The following is a 16,085-nucleotide window of genomic DNA, read 5'->3' on the forward strand; positions in this document are numbered from 1 at the left end:
GCGCGATCGTCAGCCTCGACACCATCAGCCACGAGGGCATCCTCGCCGACCAGGGCCGAGACCCGGCCGCCTTCTTCGCCGCGGCCGGCATCCACGGCATCCTCCACGACACGGCCGAACTCGCCGCTTCCACCCGCCTTCACGACCCCGCCGCCCACGGCCCGCACGTGGTCACAGGACCCGTCCACATCCAAGGGGCCGAGCCCGGCGACGTACTCGAAGTGGAAGTCCTCCGCCTGCGCCGCCGCGCCCCCTACGGCGTGATCAGCAACCGCCACGGCAAGGGCGCACTCCCCGGCGAATACCCCCAGGGCCCCGGCCCCGACCCGGTCAGCCTGGTCGCCACCGTCGACGACGACGGCCGCGGCCGCCTCCCGGTGGGCGACGGTCGCGACATCCGCTTCCCGCTCCGTCCCTTCCTCGGCATCATGGGCACCGCCCCCGCTACCGAAGCCCCGGTCCACTCGGTGCCTCCCGGCCTGCACGGAGGCAATCTCGACGTACGCCACCTCGGCGTCGGCGCCCGCCTCTTCCTCCCCGTTGCCGTCGAGGGCGCCCTCTTCTACGCCGGCGACCCGCACTTCTCCCAGGGCGACGGCGAAGTGGCCCTCACCGCCTTCGAAGCCCCTCTGCGCGCGACCCTCCACCTCACCGTCCACCGCGACCCCGCCCTGCGCCGACTCGCATCCCGCCTGCGCGCCCCCTTCGCCGAGACCGACACCGAGCACATCGTCATGGGCCTGGACACCGACCTCGACGAGGCGATGCGCCATGCCGTACGCGACGCCCTCACCCTCCTCGACGAGCGCTTCTCCGTCCCCGGCCCGGTTGCCCTCGCCTACCTCAGCGCGGCCGCCGACTTCCAGGTCTCCCAGGTGGTCGACTCTTAGCCGAGGGCCGAGGCCCTGGGTGTCTCGTCAGCCACACCGACAGACATCCCTGCCGCCGCCGGTTGGCGAGACAAGCACGCACGGCCCAGGAGAACGGCACTGGCTCTGAACGACTTCTCTGGCCCCAGCGGAACGAGTCCCGTGGCCCCAGGACCGGTCTTGCGGTGGGAGCATCGAGGTGCCCCCGACGAGCGGCGCACCTTTGGCATGCAGCTTCATCAGGAAGCTCCTCACCAGGCGCAGGATGACATCGGCAGGGGGCCATCCCGCTAACCCGAACCCCTCAGCCTGCGCTCTCGCCGTGCTTCGTGAAGATGCTGCGGACTGTGTTGCGGGAGTGGCCCGAGAGTCGAGCGATTTCGACCTCGCTCAACCCCGATCTCTTCGCCGCGATAACCAGGCCATCCCGAGTGGCACACATACGCCGGTACTTCTCAAGTTTCTCCCTCGCAGCGTCTGCGCTGTCTGTCGACGGTGCATACGAGACGCCTGTCCTCTCGATCTTGTATGTGCGGTGCGATCGGGAGTCGATGCTGCTCTCCATACGCTGCACAGTAGGCGGTGACGGCGCTAACACGGCTGTGCACCATTGCACACCTCCTGTTCAAAATTGCACAGCCCGACTACTCCCTACGTGTGTCTGTTTCGCCGCGCCTCCGCTCCCCTGCCGGAGAAATACCTGCTGGTCTGCGACATCTTGAGTGTCAACTCACCACAGAAATGGGCTAGTTGTGCAGAACTGCACAAGCCTCACGTTCCGGCACCATGTTCCGGACCTTGAGGTTCACCCTTTCGTCTGTACGAACGGAATCGCGTGTCTTCTCCTCGCCTCGTAGCAGCCATCGACATCGGCACCCACGGCATCGGCGCAGCCTGGTGCGTCATCTCGGAATCCAACGCCGAACCTTCCAGCCGGAAGATCCATTTCTGTGACCAGTGGGAGTCACAGCCCGCACCCACCGCGAAGAACCTGTCGGCGCTCCTGCTCGACGCCAACGGAAAGCTGATCGCCTGGGGGTACGACGCCCGACGGCTCTGGCTCACCCAGGGCGCCGCGCTCCGCGGCCAAGGGGCGCGCTACCACCATGGTTTCAAGATGGACCTCGGGGTGCGCCCGGCCCCACAGACCACCGACGACAGCAGCCTCGACTCGGCCCCTCTGTCAGCAGAACCCGCTGACAAGGAGCGGGAAGTGCTGAAACGGAGCACCCCCACCGACCGGTTGACCCCTGACTTGCTGACGATGCTGCTGCGCGAGGTCGTCGCCGTAACACTCCGGCAGATCGCTGCCAGCGGATACGACGAGGACGACATCCGCTGGTGTCTCACTTCGCCCGCCTGCTGGAGCGACTACCAGAAGTCCGTGCTGCGCGGCATCGCGAGGGACGCCGGACTGCCCAGTGAGGACGGGAGGGTGCTGCTGTCCCTCGAACCGGAGGCGGCGGCCCACTACGCGCGCGTGTCCGGGGTGCGGGTCGTAGGAGACCACGATGGACCCAGCAGCGATCTCCTGGCTCCTGGCGCCCGGTTCATGGTGGTGGACTGCGGGGGCGGCACCGTGGACATCACGGCCTACGAGAACGACACCGACGGAAAGATGATCGAGATCGGCCGATCCATCGGCGACCGCTTCGGGTCGGACTTCCTCAACCGCGCCTTCGAGAAGGAGCATCTCAGGGACTGCCTCGGCGATCAGGACATCCTGGACGAGATCCAGGAGAATTGTCCGGACGCCCTGCTCAACCTCGTTGACCAGTGGGAGCGCGGCAAACTGCACGTCGCCCTCGACCAGGACGAGAACCTCAACCTGCTGATCCCCACGGCCATCGACCGCCGACTGGGCGCCACTGTCCGCAAGCGCCTCGCCCGGCGCCAGAACAAGATCAACGATGCCATCGTCCTCACCCCCGCCCAGATCCACGCGTTGTTCGACACAGTCATCCCCGGCACGCTCGACCTCATCGAGGCCCAGCTCAAGGAGATGGATGCCTCCCGCGGAGAGAAGAGCAACCCCGACGTCATCCTCCTGGTCGGCGGCTTCAGCAACTCCCCCTACCTCCAGCAGGCGGTCAAGGAGCGTTTCGGTGACCGCGCCCAGGTGATGGTGCCCCCCAACCCCGACATCGCTGTCCTGTTCGGTGCCGCGCACTTCTGCTATGACCCCCAGACCCGTGCGCGGCGCAGCCGCTTCACCTACGGCACCGAGGTAAACGACGACTTCGAGGAAGGGGTCGACCCCGAGGCCAAGCGCTACGTGACGTCCCGGGGCAAGGTCACCTGCGCTGAGCGCTTCTCCGTCTTCACCCGTGCCGGCGCGTCCGTGCCCACCGACGCCGAGGTGATGCGCGAGTACCTGCCGCTCGAAGAGGCCCATACCGAGGTCGACTTCACGATCTACGCCACGAGCCAGCCCGACCCCCGCTACGTCACCGATCCGGGGTGCGACGCACTGGCCACGATCACCGTGGACCTGAAGCCCGTCATGCGCTTCAGCCTCGAGGAGCGCGCGCTGCGCCTCTTCATGCGTTTCGGCGAGACCGAGATCAAGGCACGTGCCGAACTCGTCCAGGGCGGTGGCGCAATTGCAACCAGCGTCCGCTTCCACTCCAACTACTGACAGGGACAGCGATGATTTTCCTGAGCCCTCGTCGTGAAGTACCCGAGGACAGCCCTGCAGCAGGTATCGAGTGGGGAGACGAAGAGGATCCCTTGCAGGAGCTGCTTGACCAGGCGTTGGTGCGGATCGATCAGCTGGAGAAGTCCGCCAAGGCCGGCGAACACGAACACGGTCAGCTGCGGCGCCGACTGGACCGCCTGGAACGTCAGCTCGGCGCGTTGATGGCCGCGCGAACGGCAGAGCGCGATGATCTGCCTGGAGCGGAGCACGGCGAGCACCAGGCCCTCGCCCGCCGGTACCGCACCCTGGTCGAGCAGCGTCTGCTGAACTTCGCCCGCCGCTATTCCGAGCGCTGCGACCGCGTCATGGACCACCCTGAACGTGAGCGCAGCTACCGCCTGATGGGGCTGCTCAGCCAGCAACTGTTCACCGACGACCTCAAGTCCAGCCGAGAGATCGTGCGTCGCCTCCACCTCCCGGAAGGCGATGGCCACATCGAGAACGCCCTCACCACACTCCGCGGTCACTGCTCCGAGCTAGCAACGGAGATCCAGCGTGCTGGCCTCCACCACAGCTGGGGCATGGAATGCACGCCGGGCGTTGCGCTCGATCCGGCACGCCAGGAGCAATGGCCCTCCTGTGACGAGGGAGCGCCGGTGCTGTTCGTCATGGCGCCGGCATACATCGTCAACGGGCGCTCGTATTGTCTTCAGTACGTGTATACCTCCCTCTGACACCCGCGACCCGCCTCGCAGCACGTGTTGTCGGTCATCTGCAAGGCCGCGCTGTCCAGTACTCCCGGCGCACCGGCGGCGTCTCGCCCTACGAAGTCGGAGAGCCCAAGAATCTGTTCGCCATCCGTGACCATGGCCGCCTGCTGCGGTCCCGCTTCCACACGATCATCGCCCAGCCCGGCCTTCAGGCCCGCAAGGCCACAGACGAGCAGCTCCGGCTGCTCGCTGGCGCGGAGAAGTTCGTCCGGGATACCAGCACCGGCGACTACACCGTCTACTGCAGCCGGTAGATCCACGGGCGGGATGCGCAGCCGAGCAGCTGCAGGCGCTGCCCAGCTGCCGTCATGATGCCAACCGGGACGGCGACACGTAGGCGCTGGTCCACCACGCGCAGACCGGGGCGCCCCGGAAGGCGGGTGCAAGGGCTCGCACATCGTCTTTGTGAGACGTCTGCTGGTTTGCCAGGGTCTGCTGCCGCCATGCTCTTCAAGTGCACCGTCTGCGGCGACCACCTCGCCTACACCGACGCCTCCTGACCTGTCTTACTCGGCCAAAGCAGTGACGTCGCACGGGCTATATGTCACCGCCAGAACGACGGGCATGCCAGAGGTACCTGAGGGCTTCGAGCTCGGTGCGAGGGAAATGCTCACCCCCACTTGCCTCGGTAGCCGCATCAGGCCGGTCAGGCAGGTGGCGATCGTGGGATGTGCGCTGCACGGTCACCTTTGCGGATCTACTGCTGCCCGCCGCACCGGACCCGCACCTTGGAATCGACCGCGTCACCCATCGTCGACCAGCGCCCCGTGCCCGGGCTGAGTCACAGCCCGTGCCGGTCGAGAATGGTCATCAGCTTACGCCTGCGCTTCAGTTCCGCCCGCAGTGCACAGACGTACGCGGTGAACTCACCCACGGTGTCCAGCGCCCGGTGGCAGTCACGGGCGCCCCGCAGCAGCAGGGCCATACGCTCATAGACACGGTCCCCGGTCGGCTCCTTCAACTGTTCGACCATCCGCAGGTACACCGCAAGCGCGTCGGCCGGCCGCGTCGTGCGCGAGAGGTCGGCGAGCTGCTGCCACTGCCGGTCGTCGGCGCCACCGGACGCCTCCCGCCAGGCGGCGTCCAGATCTCCGTCATCCAGCAGCGCGTCCATCAGCACAGACCCGCCGAACCGGCCGCCGCGCCCCTGGCGGGCGTCCTCCCGCAGGACCCCAAGCGCAGCCTCACGCTCACTCTCCCAGCCGCCCACGGCCCCAGCAGCGGTGCGCAGCTGCTGGTAGGCAGTCAGGGAGCGCTCCGCCCGCAACCGGTCCCGTCGGACCGAGACCGCCTCGGCCGTCCGGTCCGCCCGTGTGTATCGGGCGCACACGTAATCGACCAGCCGGCCGTCGACATGCGCCTTGGAGGAGGTGTCTCGCAGCCCGCGCTCCGCCCAGGCAAGCGCCTCGCTTTCGCGGCCCGCCGCGTCGAGTTCTTCGGCGATGCGCAGATGCGTGGCACCGGAGGGGAGCAAGTCCTTTGCATACAGGGCGATGAGCGCATCCACGTCGCCCTCCGCCTTGATCAGGCGCTCCATCAGGTACTGCTCCGCCCAGCCGCGCGGGCTGCGCTGGAGCGCCTCGGCCGCCAGCTGCCGCATGCGGGCCAGTCCGGCCGGCCCCAGCACATCGGCATAGTCGAGCGGATCCAGGTCCATCACGTCGTTCCCGTCCCCGAGCACGTGAGCGACCAGCCACTCGGCCAGCCGCTCCGGGTCGGCGGCCGCTCCCCGGCACGCCTGCATGTGGGCGTCAACCACCGCATGGGCGGCCTGCCCGACCACGCCGTCGGAGTCGTCGATCTCCCCATACACCTCGCCGAGCATACGGATCGTCTCCTCAGCCAATGCGACCGCCTGCGCCGCCTGCCCCCCGACGGTCAGGGCGCGCAGCGCGTCCGCCGCCTCCTCGACCTGCCGTGCATACCCACGGGCGTCCGAATACTCCACGTACCCGAACCGCTCGAACGGCCGCGGGTCGACCAGCGCCGGAACCCGCTCCCGGAGCGTATCCACATCAGAGTGCGCGGCCGCAGCCCGCAGCTCCAGCCGTCGGCGCAACTCTCGGTCCCCGGCGACCTGTTCCCGCACCAACGCCACAAGCTCGTCGCGAGACAGTTCCGTGAGCCACGCCTCCAGGCCCAAGGCCCGTGCCCGGGCGGCGGCCCGCTGACGTGGAATCGCCGCCTGCCGCAGCACGGTCAATCCCACCGCTACGCAGTGCTTGCAGAAGTTGCCCTCCTGCCCGTACGGGCAGTCACACCACCCCAAGACCCCGGTCCCGGTGCCCTCACCGAAGGTGAGCTCCACCTCATAGACGTCGGTACCGTGCACCCTGGCGATGACCGCACCGTCACCCACCTCCAGGCAGCTGACCGCATCCAGATACCCCACACCCCGCTCGAAGGACCGAGCCCCGGCCAACGTCCGCAACTCGTCCTCGCCGAATCCCACCACGTTCCGTGCCACACAGGTATTCAACCGCTCTCGCAAGATCACGTCGAGGTCGGTCCCGGATACGTTCTGGGCGGCCCGGCGGGCCTCGACGGAGACGACGTCCGCGGTGTTTTCCCCGGCCCGCAGAGCGGCGGCCATGCCCAGCTGAATGGCGGCAGCGTCCATCCGGCGATGCAGCAGCAATACCTCAATCAGGACCCGGGTGACTGCGGCATCTCCGTGGGCCGCCCGCCCCGCGGCCCAGAACGCCTCGTGGACCCCGGTGAACGCCCCGCACTTGCGGGCCGCGTCCAGGGCGGTGGAGCCGTCCAGGGCGCCAGGCTTGGCCACCCGCTGTCCATCACCAAGGGGGAACTTCACCGCGAAACTCACGCTCGCCGCGTGATCAATAACCGCGTGCCCACCTTCACGGGGGAACACCCGCAGCGCCGTCTGCTGGCGCCTGCCAACAACCACCAACCTGCCGGGTCCACCCGCATCGGCCCCAGCCCCCAAAGGGCCGCCCTGCACAAAGGTTCAACCCTGAATGCAGGGTGGAACCATCACTCGATGAGAACATGAGCCATCACCCATGCGTACTATCGCTACGCCGCCACACCACCGTTCACCGCGGGAGTACATGAACAGGCGGGCACACCTACCTCGGTAGCACTCACGGTGGTGCGCCATTGCTGCCGCATTGAAAAGAGGACCACACCATGACTGACAACCCCGTCACCATCACCAGCGTGACATCTCAGTACGCCACTCAGGTCGCACAGGACCTCGAGCTCAATACCAAAGAGCAGGAACGTATCGGCGCGGAGCTCTCCGCCCTGCAGGCGCAGTTGCGCATCCTGCAGGACGACCAGAACGTGCTGCACAGCATCCAAAAGACGCTCGGCAGCCGACCGGCAACTGCGCCGAGCACCCCGGAGCCTTCGACGTCCCTCCCGCAGCAGGCATCCGGCAAGAACACCACTACCCGGCGTGCCCCGTCCAAGACTGCAGCCAAGGCCCCCAGCGCAAAAAAGACCACTGCGCAGGCCAAGAAGGAGAAAGCCCAGAGCGCGGAGCCGAAGGCGGCTACGGCATCGGCGCAGCCCACGCTGATCGCGCTCATCCGCACCCACCTCGACCAGCAGAAAGAACCCCGTTCCGCGGCGGAGGTCACCTCGGCGCTGGCCCAGGCCCACCCCCAGCGCACAATCAAGTCGACCGTCGTGCGCACCACGCTCGAGAATCTTGTCGCCAAGAGCCAGGCTCACCGGTCGAAGCAGGGCGGCTCGGTCCTCTACACGTCAGCTGCCGTGCAGGCCGCGACTGAGAAGGCCCCGGCTCCCGTGCTGCCCCAAACCGAGCAGGACAGCAGCAAGCGCGAGAAGGCCGGCGCGGTCAGTTCGTAGCGGTCGAGGACATCCGAAGAAAGCTCTCGGCGAGCCGCCAAAAAAGTATCCGGCCATGCGGCCGCAGCCTCGGCCTGTGTCGGTGCGCCAGCCCGGTGTGGGGGCGTTCAGCCAGGCGGCCACCGCGTCGCGCGTAGGTAGGGGTAGCGGTCGGCGTCGCGGTGCCAGGGGGCGCTGGCGCGCGTAACCTGCCGCACGCCATACCAGCAACCGTGGCACGGACAACTCCCGATCTGTTGCAGGCCCGCGACCGCCCCCTCGTTGGCTGGACAGGTGGGTCTGCTGCACGATCGGGTGACATCTTGACCTGCCCCACGTCCTGGGTTCCAGCTCTGGTGGCTAACTGACAGCCCTTCAGGAAAGGCTGTCAGTCATGCCTCGTCCCTATCCGCCGGAGTTCCGGGCGCGTGCCGTCGCGCTGGTCCGCGCCGGCAAGCAGGCCAAGCAGACCGCGGTCGAGCTCGGCATGCATCCCGTCACGTTGTCGAAGTGGTTGCGGCAAGACGACATAGACAACGGGCGGCCCGGGAACGCCGTCGAGCGAGTCTGCTGAGTTGCGGGCTGCTCGTCGGCGGATCCGTGAGCTTGAAACCGAACTGGACTCGCTGCAGCGGGCATGCGCCCATCCCGAAAGAGCGGCGGACCGTGCAACGCATCGCGAGTTGGCCGAGGCCGCGCTCGCAGCTCTGAACGTTCCCGAAGCGGACGCTCGACGGCTGATCCGGGACGCCGAGCAGGGCGCTCCCGGCTGGGAGGACCGCATGGAGCACATCGAGAACATCGCTGATGCACGCGAGGAGCTGATCACGGCGGCGCGAGCACTACTGATCGCGGACGGCGCGCTCTAAAATCACATCCACTGGGCGACCCGTGGAGACAGTTGGAGGACCCCCAGTCCGATCTGGCGCCGCCGTGGGCTTCGACGGCGCCCGGGCCCGGGCGCCGTCGAAGCCGATCAGGCAGGGATCACATCGTGGCGCCCGCCATCGCGCGGCACATCTCCGCGCTGCGGCGACACGCCTCGGCACAGCGCATCATCTGCTGATCGTCCGGCATGGACATACACGCCTCGGCGCACATGTCGCACGCCTTGGCGCACATCGCGCACATCTCGGGCGACATCGGCGAGCGGCGCATCATCATGTCCGCGCACATGCGGGTCATCTCGGAGCAGTCAATGAGCGCGCGCATGATCTGCATCTGGGGCTGGCCGCCCATCTGCATGCAGGAGCTCATGGTCTCCTCGCAGGCGCTGTGGCACGACATGCACGCTGCGACGCAGTCCTGCATCTCCTTGCTCATCGCGGTCATGGATCCGGCCTGGGTCATGGCTCCTCCTGGGGGTGAGGGGGCCCGGGGCGGACCCCTTACCCCTGTCTTACGCCTGACCGTGCCCTCCCGCCATGGAGCGGATGGAAGGATTCCCCAACCTTTGCACCTAAAGCATATGATCCCCGGCATTTTCACCAGGGGGCACGTCACGGGTCCATCGGAGTTGTCGTCCCACGGCTTCCGGCCACGCCCCCGAAGTGGGCGCCGTCGACGATCTCCTCGTCCGCAGCCTCGGGGGCGCCAGCGCGAGCACGAGACGTTGCCAGGTTCGAGGAGTTCCACCCGCCCGAAGAGGCGGACGAGGTCTACGCGGCTGCACGGACGCATCGCCGACGCCTGGCCGGACCGGGACGACGTGTACGTGTACTTCAACAACGACCTGGGCGGTGCGGCCGTCGTCGACGCCACGAGGTTCGCCCGGGCCGCGGCCACGCTGGGCCGCACGGTGAGCCGGACGCCGTCGTCCCTTACGGGCTTACGCCGGCCGGGCGCCGTTTGGGACGGCCGACCCGTCGACGCCGAGGGTGAGGATGCCCCACCCACCAACGGGGCGCGGCTGCGTCGGCGGCCCGCGACGCGTGGAGCCTCCTCGGTGCATGAGGGGGCTCCACGCGTGCTGCGGCGGGCTGCTGCTCGCAGCAGCAGCTAGGACAGGAGATCGGCGAGGGTGCCCAAGGGCAGCGGTGCTTCAGGTCGGCTCAGAGTGACAGCCGGGCGAAGTCGCTACCGCGCGAGGGAACCGCTGACGTGCCGGCCGTCATCAGAGCTTGCGGGTGTCGCGGGGCTCGGCGTACGGCTCGTCGCCCGGTGGGAGGCCGCCTTCGATGGCACGTCCGCGTTCGAGTTCGGCGTTGAACTCCAGCCCGAGCAGGATCGCGATGTTCGTGAGCCACAGCCAGATCAGCGCGACGATGGGGGTGGCGAACGTGCCGTAGGTCTTGTTGTAGCTGCTGAGGTTGGCGACGTAGAGAGCGAACAGCGCGCAGGCGATGAGCCAGATGACTACCGCCAGGGCTGCGCCGGGCATCACTCGCCGGACTCGGCGTTTGACGTTGGGTGCGGCCCAGTACAGCAGCATGACGATCAGCACGACCAGGATGAGCATGACGGGCCATTTGGCGATGTTCCACACGGTCACCGCCGTGTCGCCGAGCCCCAGGACCGGCCCCATCTTCTTGGCCAGGGTGCCGGTGAAGACGACGCCGACCGCGGTAAGGGCCAGGAGGATCACCACCGCCGCGGTGATGGCGAGGCGGACCGGCAGGGTCTTCCATACCGGCCGGCCCTCACCGATGTCATAGACGATGTTGGAGGCGCGCATGAAGGCGGCGACGTAACCGGAGGCCGACCACAGCGCCAGGACGACACCGATGATCAGCGCGATCAGGGCTTTGCCCTGGCCGCCCTTGAGCTGCTCCAGCATGGTGGTGAGGATGTTGCGCACGGACCCGGGCGCAATGCTGGAGAGGTTCTTGATCAGCGAGTCGATGGTAGAAGGACTCAGCAGGCCCAGAATGGACACAAGAGCCAGCAGGGCAGGGAAGATCGCCAAGACTCCGTAGTAGGTCAGGGCAGCTGCCCAGTCCGTGAGATTGTCCTCTTTGAACTCGCGCATCGTGCGCTTCACGGCGCCTCTGGACGAACTACCTTCCGCGGCACCTTTCCGGGATGCACGGCCGGCATCGCCGCCGTGGCCCTCCTCGCCGCCGTGCGCAGGGCTATCTGCGCCACCACCGTTACCGCCCTTGTGTGCCTGGGGGCCATCCGAGGAGGGCGTTGCCACATTCACTCCTTCGTCGAGCGCCGACACCCACGACAGTCGGCGCGCTCTGCCTCGCCTGCACTCCAGCGGCAGTGCCGGCCGTCGAGGCGGTCGACGGACCGCACCCCCATCACACCCGCGGAGCTGGGTATCTGCGACTGGACGGCACCCACATGGGCCAGCCGACCAGCGCCGGGGCCGCCTCCAAGGCTTGCCTAGGGCCAGTGGTAGCGGCCATGTTGGTGCCTGCGGCGCTCACCGCGGCCTCGGCAAGGGCTGGACCATTGCATTCCTCCCCCGCCGCCTCCTACCTCAGGCCATCGACGGCGGCGCAACCCACAGCATCTGATACTTCGGGACCTCGCGTGTCCTCCGGCGCCTGGTCGGTGACGCGCAGCGAGATGCACTCCTCTACCAGGGTGTGGTGTGGCGGGAGGTGGAAAACCCGTGTCCGGAGACGCGATTCGCGCGGTGTGCGGTTACCCGGAGCCGGACCTCCGTCGGCAGCCGCTCCGTGCCCACCGCGTCCCGGGCATGTGGCAGTGCTTCCTGCGCGAGGCGTGCGATGGCCTGGAAGGGGTCGGCGTGCGGAGCCAGCCGCAGGGACAGTCATGTCCGGGGGTGGTGCGGTGTCCGGTGAGGCGCGTGGAGGCGTGGTCCACGCGCCTCACCGGACACCGCACCACCCGTCCCCTGCGAACTACGGGACGATTGTCAGCCTCACCCAGACCACGCACAGCGCCGGGCCTCCCTGTCAGGGACACGATCCGAGAAGGCCCGGGGCCATCAAACTTGCCCCGCGGCTCACTTCCCCCAGCGCGAACGGGCAGTTCACTCCATCGGGTTGGCTCTCAATCCCACTGTCGATCACGAACGTTCTGGCTCCGAAAAGTGAGCCAGAACCGAAACTCGTGGAGAAAGCCAGATGGCGGCGCGCGACGCGCGCGGCCGCCTGTAGTGGAGTCTGGGAGGGTGCGGACCAACTACACCTCGCCCGTGGCGAACAGCTCAAGGTGCCCGCACTTGGGGCAGCGGAACGCCTCTATCTGCCGCCGTCGTCGGCCCATCCGCTTGGCGCCCCCGAGAATTCCCCGCTCCAACGCGCCCTCGATCCAGCGTGCGTACCCGCGTGAGTGCTCGCCGGCGTCCTCGACGAAACCCTCCACCAGACCGACGGTGCTGCACTGGGTGCATGTGTGACTGTTCATCCCCTGAGTGTAGGAGGCGGTGTGACCAGGCCAGACCCGCCGTCAGCCCCTGCCGGGCTGACGGTAGGTGGCACCGGTCTTGGAGGCGTGAGTCCGGATTCGGGTCTTGCGGGCGTTAGCCGTTCTTCGTCATGTGCTTCTCCAGAGGGCTACCCACGCTTCTCCTGGGTCAGCAGAACGAGTCAGCGACTGGGGAATCTGCACGGGCCCGTGCCGGCAGAAGCTGGGGGATCCTGGCCGAACTGGGTCGCAAGCGCCGTGGGCGTTGCGACGGCGGTGGGCAGCGTTCGTGTCATGCCTGCCTGCACCATACGTCGCCGACTCCCCTGCGTCGTTGGCTCACCCGCTCGTGGGCGCGGCTCACGCGGTCGGCTTCCGCCTTGAAGTAACTTGGCCTCGGATACTGCGCGCAGGGTGGCCAGCGTTGCACCGGCCCCGCTCCCGCCGATGGCGGGAGCGGGGCCGGTGCAACGCTGGGCTCAGGTCGTAGGCCGCTTCCGCTTCTCGGTCGCGACGAGGATGTCGACCAACTTGAAGAACTCCTCGTCCGATTGCATCTTCCTGATCAGGAGGTTCGCGCTCAGAACTCCTCTGTCGTAGGGGAACGGCTTGCCGTCGACGTTGCGGCTTTCCGTGCCATGTTCCCTCTGCCCGTGAGCCCTTGGCTCCGGGACTTCGGGAAGCCGGCTTCGTCGCGGATGGCGCCGTCTGGGCAGTGTCCTCGCTGGGGGCCCCAGCCTCAGCGGCCTCGGTCTTTACCGCGGCCGCCGAGCGGTGGGGCCTGACCATCGCCGCGGCGGGCACCACGCGACCGGAACTGTCCTAGCCGAACAGCCACGTACGTCAGCGCCACCACCGTGACTCGGTCTGGGTCAGCCGCGTGGCGTGGTCATTCCACCGTCGTCCTACGCCGGTACCTCGGCGTGCAGGATGTTCGCGAACTTCTCCAGGCCGACGGATTTGGACGCCTTGACCAGGACCACGTCTCCGCTCTTGAGCAGGCGGTTCAGGAGCGGTAGCAGTACGTCGGGGTCATCGGCCGATTCGATGCGCAGCGGCGAGGCGGGGCGGGCAGCGTCGGCGAGCGCGGTCATCTCGTCGGTGGTGCCCACGGTGACCAGGACGTCAATGCCGAGCTCGCCCACGAGCCGGCCGACGTCCGCGTGAGCCGCTTTGGCGGTGTCTCCGAGTTCCTTCATCTCTCCCAGTACCGCGACCGTGCGCCGGTCCCCGGCGACGGAGGTGAGGGTTTCGAGGCCGGCGCGCATGGACTCGGAGTTGGCGTTGAACGCGTCGTTGATGATCGTCACCCCGTCCGCACGCTCCAGGATCTGGAGCCGCCCGGCCGACACCGGTTCGGCGGCAGACAGCGCTTGGGCGATTCCGTCGGTGTCCATGCCCAGAGCGTGGACGGCCGCGGCGACGGCGAGCGCGTTGTGGACCTGGTGGGCACCGAGGAGCCGCAAGGCAACGGGAGCGGTGCCGTGCGGGGTGTGCAGGGTGAAGGAGGCGCGGCCCGCAGTCACCTGGATGCCGGTGGCGCGGATATCGGCGCTCTCACCGGTTCCGTACGTCACGACCGCGGCCGTGGTCCGGGTGGCCATCGCGGCCACGAGTTCGTCGTCGGCGTTGAGGACCGCGACCCCGCCCTGGTCCGCCGGCGGAAGGGATTCGACGAGCTCACCCTTGGCCGTCGCGATCGCCTCCCGGCTGCCGAATTCTCCGACGTGGGCGGAGCCGACGTTGAGGACGACGCCGATCTGCGGCGGGGTCAGCGATGCCAGGTAGGCGATGTCGCCCAGGTGGCGGGCGCCCATCTCCAACACCAGGTGGCGGGTGGACTCCGCGGCGCGCATCACGGTCAGCGGCAGACCGATCTCGGTGTTGAACGATCCCGGTGTGGCGACGGTGTCCCCGTGATGGGCGAGGACCTGCGCCAGAAGATCTTTGGTGCTGGTCTTCCCGGCCGAGCCGGTCAGCGCGATGACCTGCGCCCCGGTGCGGGTCAGGACATGCTGCGCGAGGCGGCCCAGCGCCGCGGTGACGTCGGGGACGACGACGGCGGGTACGCCGACCGGGCGGGTGGCCAGCACGCAGGTGGCGCCGGTGGTCACCGCCTGGTCGACGAAGTCGTGTCCGTCGACGCGGGCGCCTGCCACCGCGACGAACATGCCGCCGGGGCCGACCTCGCGGGAATCGCTGGCGCTGCGGCCCGTGACCCGCATCTGTGGGTCGGGAGCGTCGTGGAGGGTGCCGCCGGTGGCGTCGGCGATCTCTTTGAGCGTCAGCGTGATCACTGGGCGGGCCTTCCTTGGGTGAGCGGGGCGAAGGTGATGGCGCGTCCGGTGTAGGAGGCGGTAAGGCGGCTGAGCGGCACCCGGGCCGGATCCCGGACGGCGGCGGCCACCGGGTCCTGGGCCGCCAGGCCGGCCGGACTACCCGCAAGAGCATGGGTTTCGACTACGTGCACTCCGCCGTCGACGACCACACCCGCCTTGCCTACAGCGAGATCCACGCCGACGAAAAGGACGCCACCTGCGCCGACTTCCTACGCCGGGCAGCGGCCTTCTTCACCACCCTCGGCATCACCAGGATCGAACGCGTGCTACCGACAATGCCTGGTCCTACCGCAAGAGCTTCGCCTGGCGTCAGGCCCTGGACGAACTCGGCGCCACGGGCAAGCTCACCCGCCCCTACCGACCACAGACCAACGGCAAGGTCGAACGCTTCAACCGCACCCTGCTCGATGAATGGGCCTACCTACGCCCCTACACCAGCAACAGCGAACGAAGCGCAGCCCTGACAGACTTCCTCCACACCTACAACCACCACCGATGCCACACCGCACTCGCAGGCAAGCCCCCCATCAGCCGCGCAAACAACGCTTCAGGGCAATACACCTAGGTTAGCCCTAGGTTGGCTTCGCAACCCCGAGCTACCAAGAGGCCCTGCCTTTATGCCCGCGGCCAGCGGCGATCACCCGATCGAGGCTCCCGTTCGACGCACACCCCTCAAGATCGGAACGACAACGGCTTCTAACTAAGCCTTGATTGATGCGGCCGACCTGGCGGCCTGCTCGATCTTCGCGCGGTAGGCGGCACGGGCTTCCTCGTCGATCTGCTGCTCGTGTTCGGCGCGTACCCCGGTCCGGCCGTCGAGGCCCTCGCGCAGGATGTCGGCGTGCCCGGTATGCCGGATGGTCTCGCTGAGGACATGGGTCATGACGGCGAACAGGTTCGTGTTGGGATAGGGCTCCGGCCACCACGGCACGTGGCCGGAGGCGTCGAGGGGAAGCTCGTCGATCGTCGCGTCCGAGTGTTCCCACGTGCGCCGGTAGAACCCGATGATCTCATCGCGGGTCTCGTCCTCGGTCGCCCACCGATCGCTGCCGTCGGAGTCCTGCCACCGGGGCAGCGGTTCCGGGGAAGGGCGGCCGAAGACCTCGCCGAAGTACCTGGCCTCGACAGTGGCCACGTGTTTGACCAGGCCGAGGAGATTGGTCCCGGTCACGGTCAAAGGCCGGCGGGCGTCGTATTCGGACAAGCCGTCGAGTTTCCAGAGCAGCGCCTCGCGGTCCCGCCGCAGTCTCCCGTGCAGGTTGTCCTTCGCGAATTTATCGATCATGCGGCATGAACCTTCCATGTTCGTGGTCCCAAGATCCCGTGC

Annotated in this window: 12 protein-coding genes and 2 pseudogenes; 8 read left to right on the forward strand and 6 right to left on the reverse strand. The window is 67.9% G+C overall.

Features of this window, described 5'->3' with window-relative positions:
• Positions 1–98 precede the first annotated feature (98 nt).
• From OHA58_RS01580 to OHA58_RS01595, 4 genes are all read left to right on the forward strand, one after another.
• Entirely contained in the window at positions 99–890 is a 792-nt protein-coding gene (locus OHA58_RS01580; RefSeq protein ID WP_405484683.1) for an acetamidase/formamidase family protein, read from the forward strand.
• A gap of 814 nt (positions 891–1,704) precedes the next feature.
• A complete protein-coding gene (locus OHA58_RS01585) occupies positions 1,705–3,507 on the forward strand; it encodes an Hsp70 family protein (protein ID WP_405475526.1) in 1,803 nt (600 codons plus the stop codon).
• 11 nt (positions 3,508–3,518) lie between these two features.
• Positions 3,519–4,241 carry a hypothetical protein gene (locus OHA58_RS01590; RefSeq protein WP_405475529.1) on the forward strand — a complete coding sequence of 241 codons (723 nt, stop codon included), beginning with the start codon at positions 3,519–3,521 and terminating at the stop codon, positions 4,239–4,241.
• A complete protein-coding gene (locus OHA58_RS01595) occupies positions 4,211–4,531 on the forward strand; it encodes a hypothetical protein (RefSeq protein ID WP_405475532.1) in 321 nt (106 codons plus the stop codon). Before OHA58_RS01590 ends, OHA58_RS01595 begins: the two co-directional genes overlap by 31 nt.
• 527 nt (positions 4,532–5,058) lie before the next feature.
• Here OHA58_RS01595 and OHA58_RS01600 read toward each other — a convergent pair.
• The gene (locus OHA58_RS01600) at positions 5,059–6,732 is read right to left on the reverse strand and encodes an SWIM zinc finger domain-containing protein (protein ID WP_405484685.1); all 1,674 of its coding nucleotides are present in this window, start codon (positions 6,730–6,732) and stop codon (positions 5,059–5,061) included.
• A 698-nt stretch (positions 6,733–7,430) separates the two neighbouring features.
• Here OHA58_RS01600 and OHA58_RS01605 point away from each other — a divergent pair.
• From OHA58_RS01605 to OHA58_RS01615, 3 genes and pseudogenes are all read left to right on the forward strand, one after another.
• The gene (locus OHA58_RS01605) at positions 7,431–8,117 is read left to right on the forward strand and encodes a hypothetical protein (protein ID WP_405475534.1); all 687 of its coding nucleotides are present in this window, start codon (positions 7,431–7,433) and stop codon (positions 8,115–8,117) included.
• A gap of 373 nt (positions 8,118–8,490) precedes the next feature.
• Positions 8,491–8,734, forward strand: a pseudogene (locus OHA58_RS01610) (transposase); the annotation flags it as partial.
• Between the two features lie 45 nt (positions 8,735–8,779).
• On the forward strand, positions 8,780–8,965 hold the full coding sequence (locus OHA58_RS01615; protein WP_405485413.1) for a hypothetical protein: 186 nt from the start codon (positions 8,780–8,782) through the stop codon (positions 8,963–8,965).
• Positions 8,966–9,083: 118 nt separating this feature from the next.
• Here the strand turns inward: OHA58_RS01615 and OHA58_RS01620 are convergent, their stop codons facing one another.
• From OHA58_RS01620 to murF, 4 genes are all read right to left on the reverse strand, one after another.
• A complete protein-coding gene (locus OHA58_RS01620; RefSeq protein ID WP_366124709.1) occupies positions 9,084–9,446 on the reverse strand; it encodes a four-helix bundle copper-binding protein in 363 nt (120 codons plus the stop codon).
• A 763-nt stretch (positions 9,447–10,209) separates the two neighbouring features.
• Positions 10,210–11,259: a YihY/virulence factor BrkB family protein gene (locus OHA58_RS01625; protein WP_405475537.1), complete on the reverse strand. Its 1,050-nt coding sequence runs from the start codon at positions 11,257–11,259 to the stop codon at positions 10,210–10,212.
• A 935-nt stretch (positions 11,260–12,194) separates the two neighbouring features.
• Positions 12,195–12,419, reverse strand: coding sequence for a hypothetical protein (locus OHA58_RS01630; RefSeq protein WP_383004929.1), 225 nt, complete (start codon positions 12,417–12,419; stop codon positions 12,195–12,197).
• Positions 12,420–13,324: 905 nt separating this feature from the next.
• Positions 13,325–14,716, reverse strand: coding sequence for a UDP-N-acetylmuramoyl-tripeptide--D-alanyl-D-alanine ligase (gene murF, locus OHA58_RS01635; RefSeq protein WP_405475540.1), 1,392 nt, complete (start codon positions 14,714–14,716; stop codon positions 13,325–13,327).
• An 83-nt stretch (positions 14,717–14,799) separates the two neighbouring features.
• Between murF and OHA58_RS01640 the strand changes: the two are divergent.
• Positions 14,800–15,323 (forward strand): annotated as a pseudogene (locus OHA58_RS01640) (integrase core domain-containing protein); the annotation flags it as partial.
• A gap of 135 nt (positions 15,324–15,458) precedes the next feature.
• On the opposite strand, the gene OHA58_RS01645 reads toward OHA58_RS01640, so the two are convergent.
• Entirely contained in the window at positions 15,459–16,043 is a 585-nt protein-coding gene (locus tag OHA58_RS01645; RefSeq protein ID WP_405475542.1) for a DinB family protein, read from the reverse strand.
• Positions 16,044–16,085: the final 42 nt, after the last annotated feature.

Source organism: Streptomyces sp. NBC_00009 (assembly GCF_045040855.1).
In the GTDB taxonomy this organism is placed as follows: Bacteria; Actinomycetota; Actinomycetes; order Streptomycetales; family Streptomycetaceae; genus Streptomyces; species Streptomyces aureus.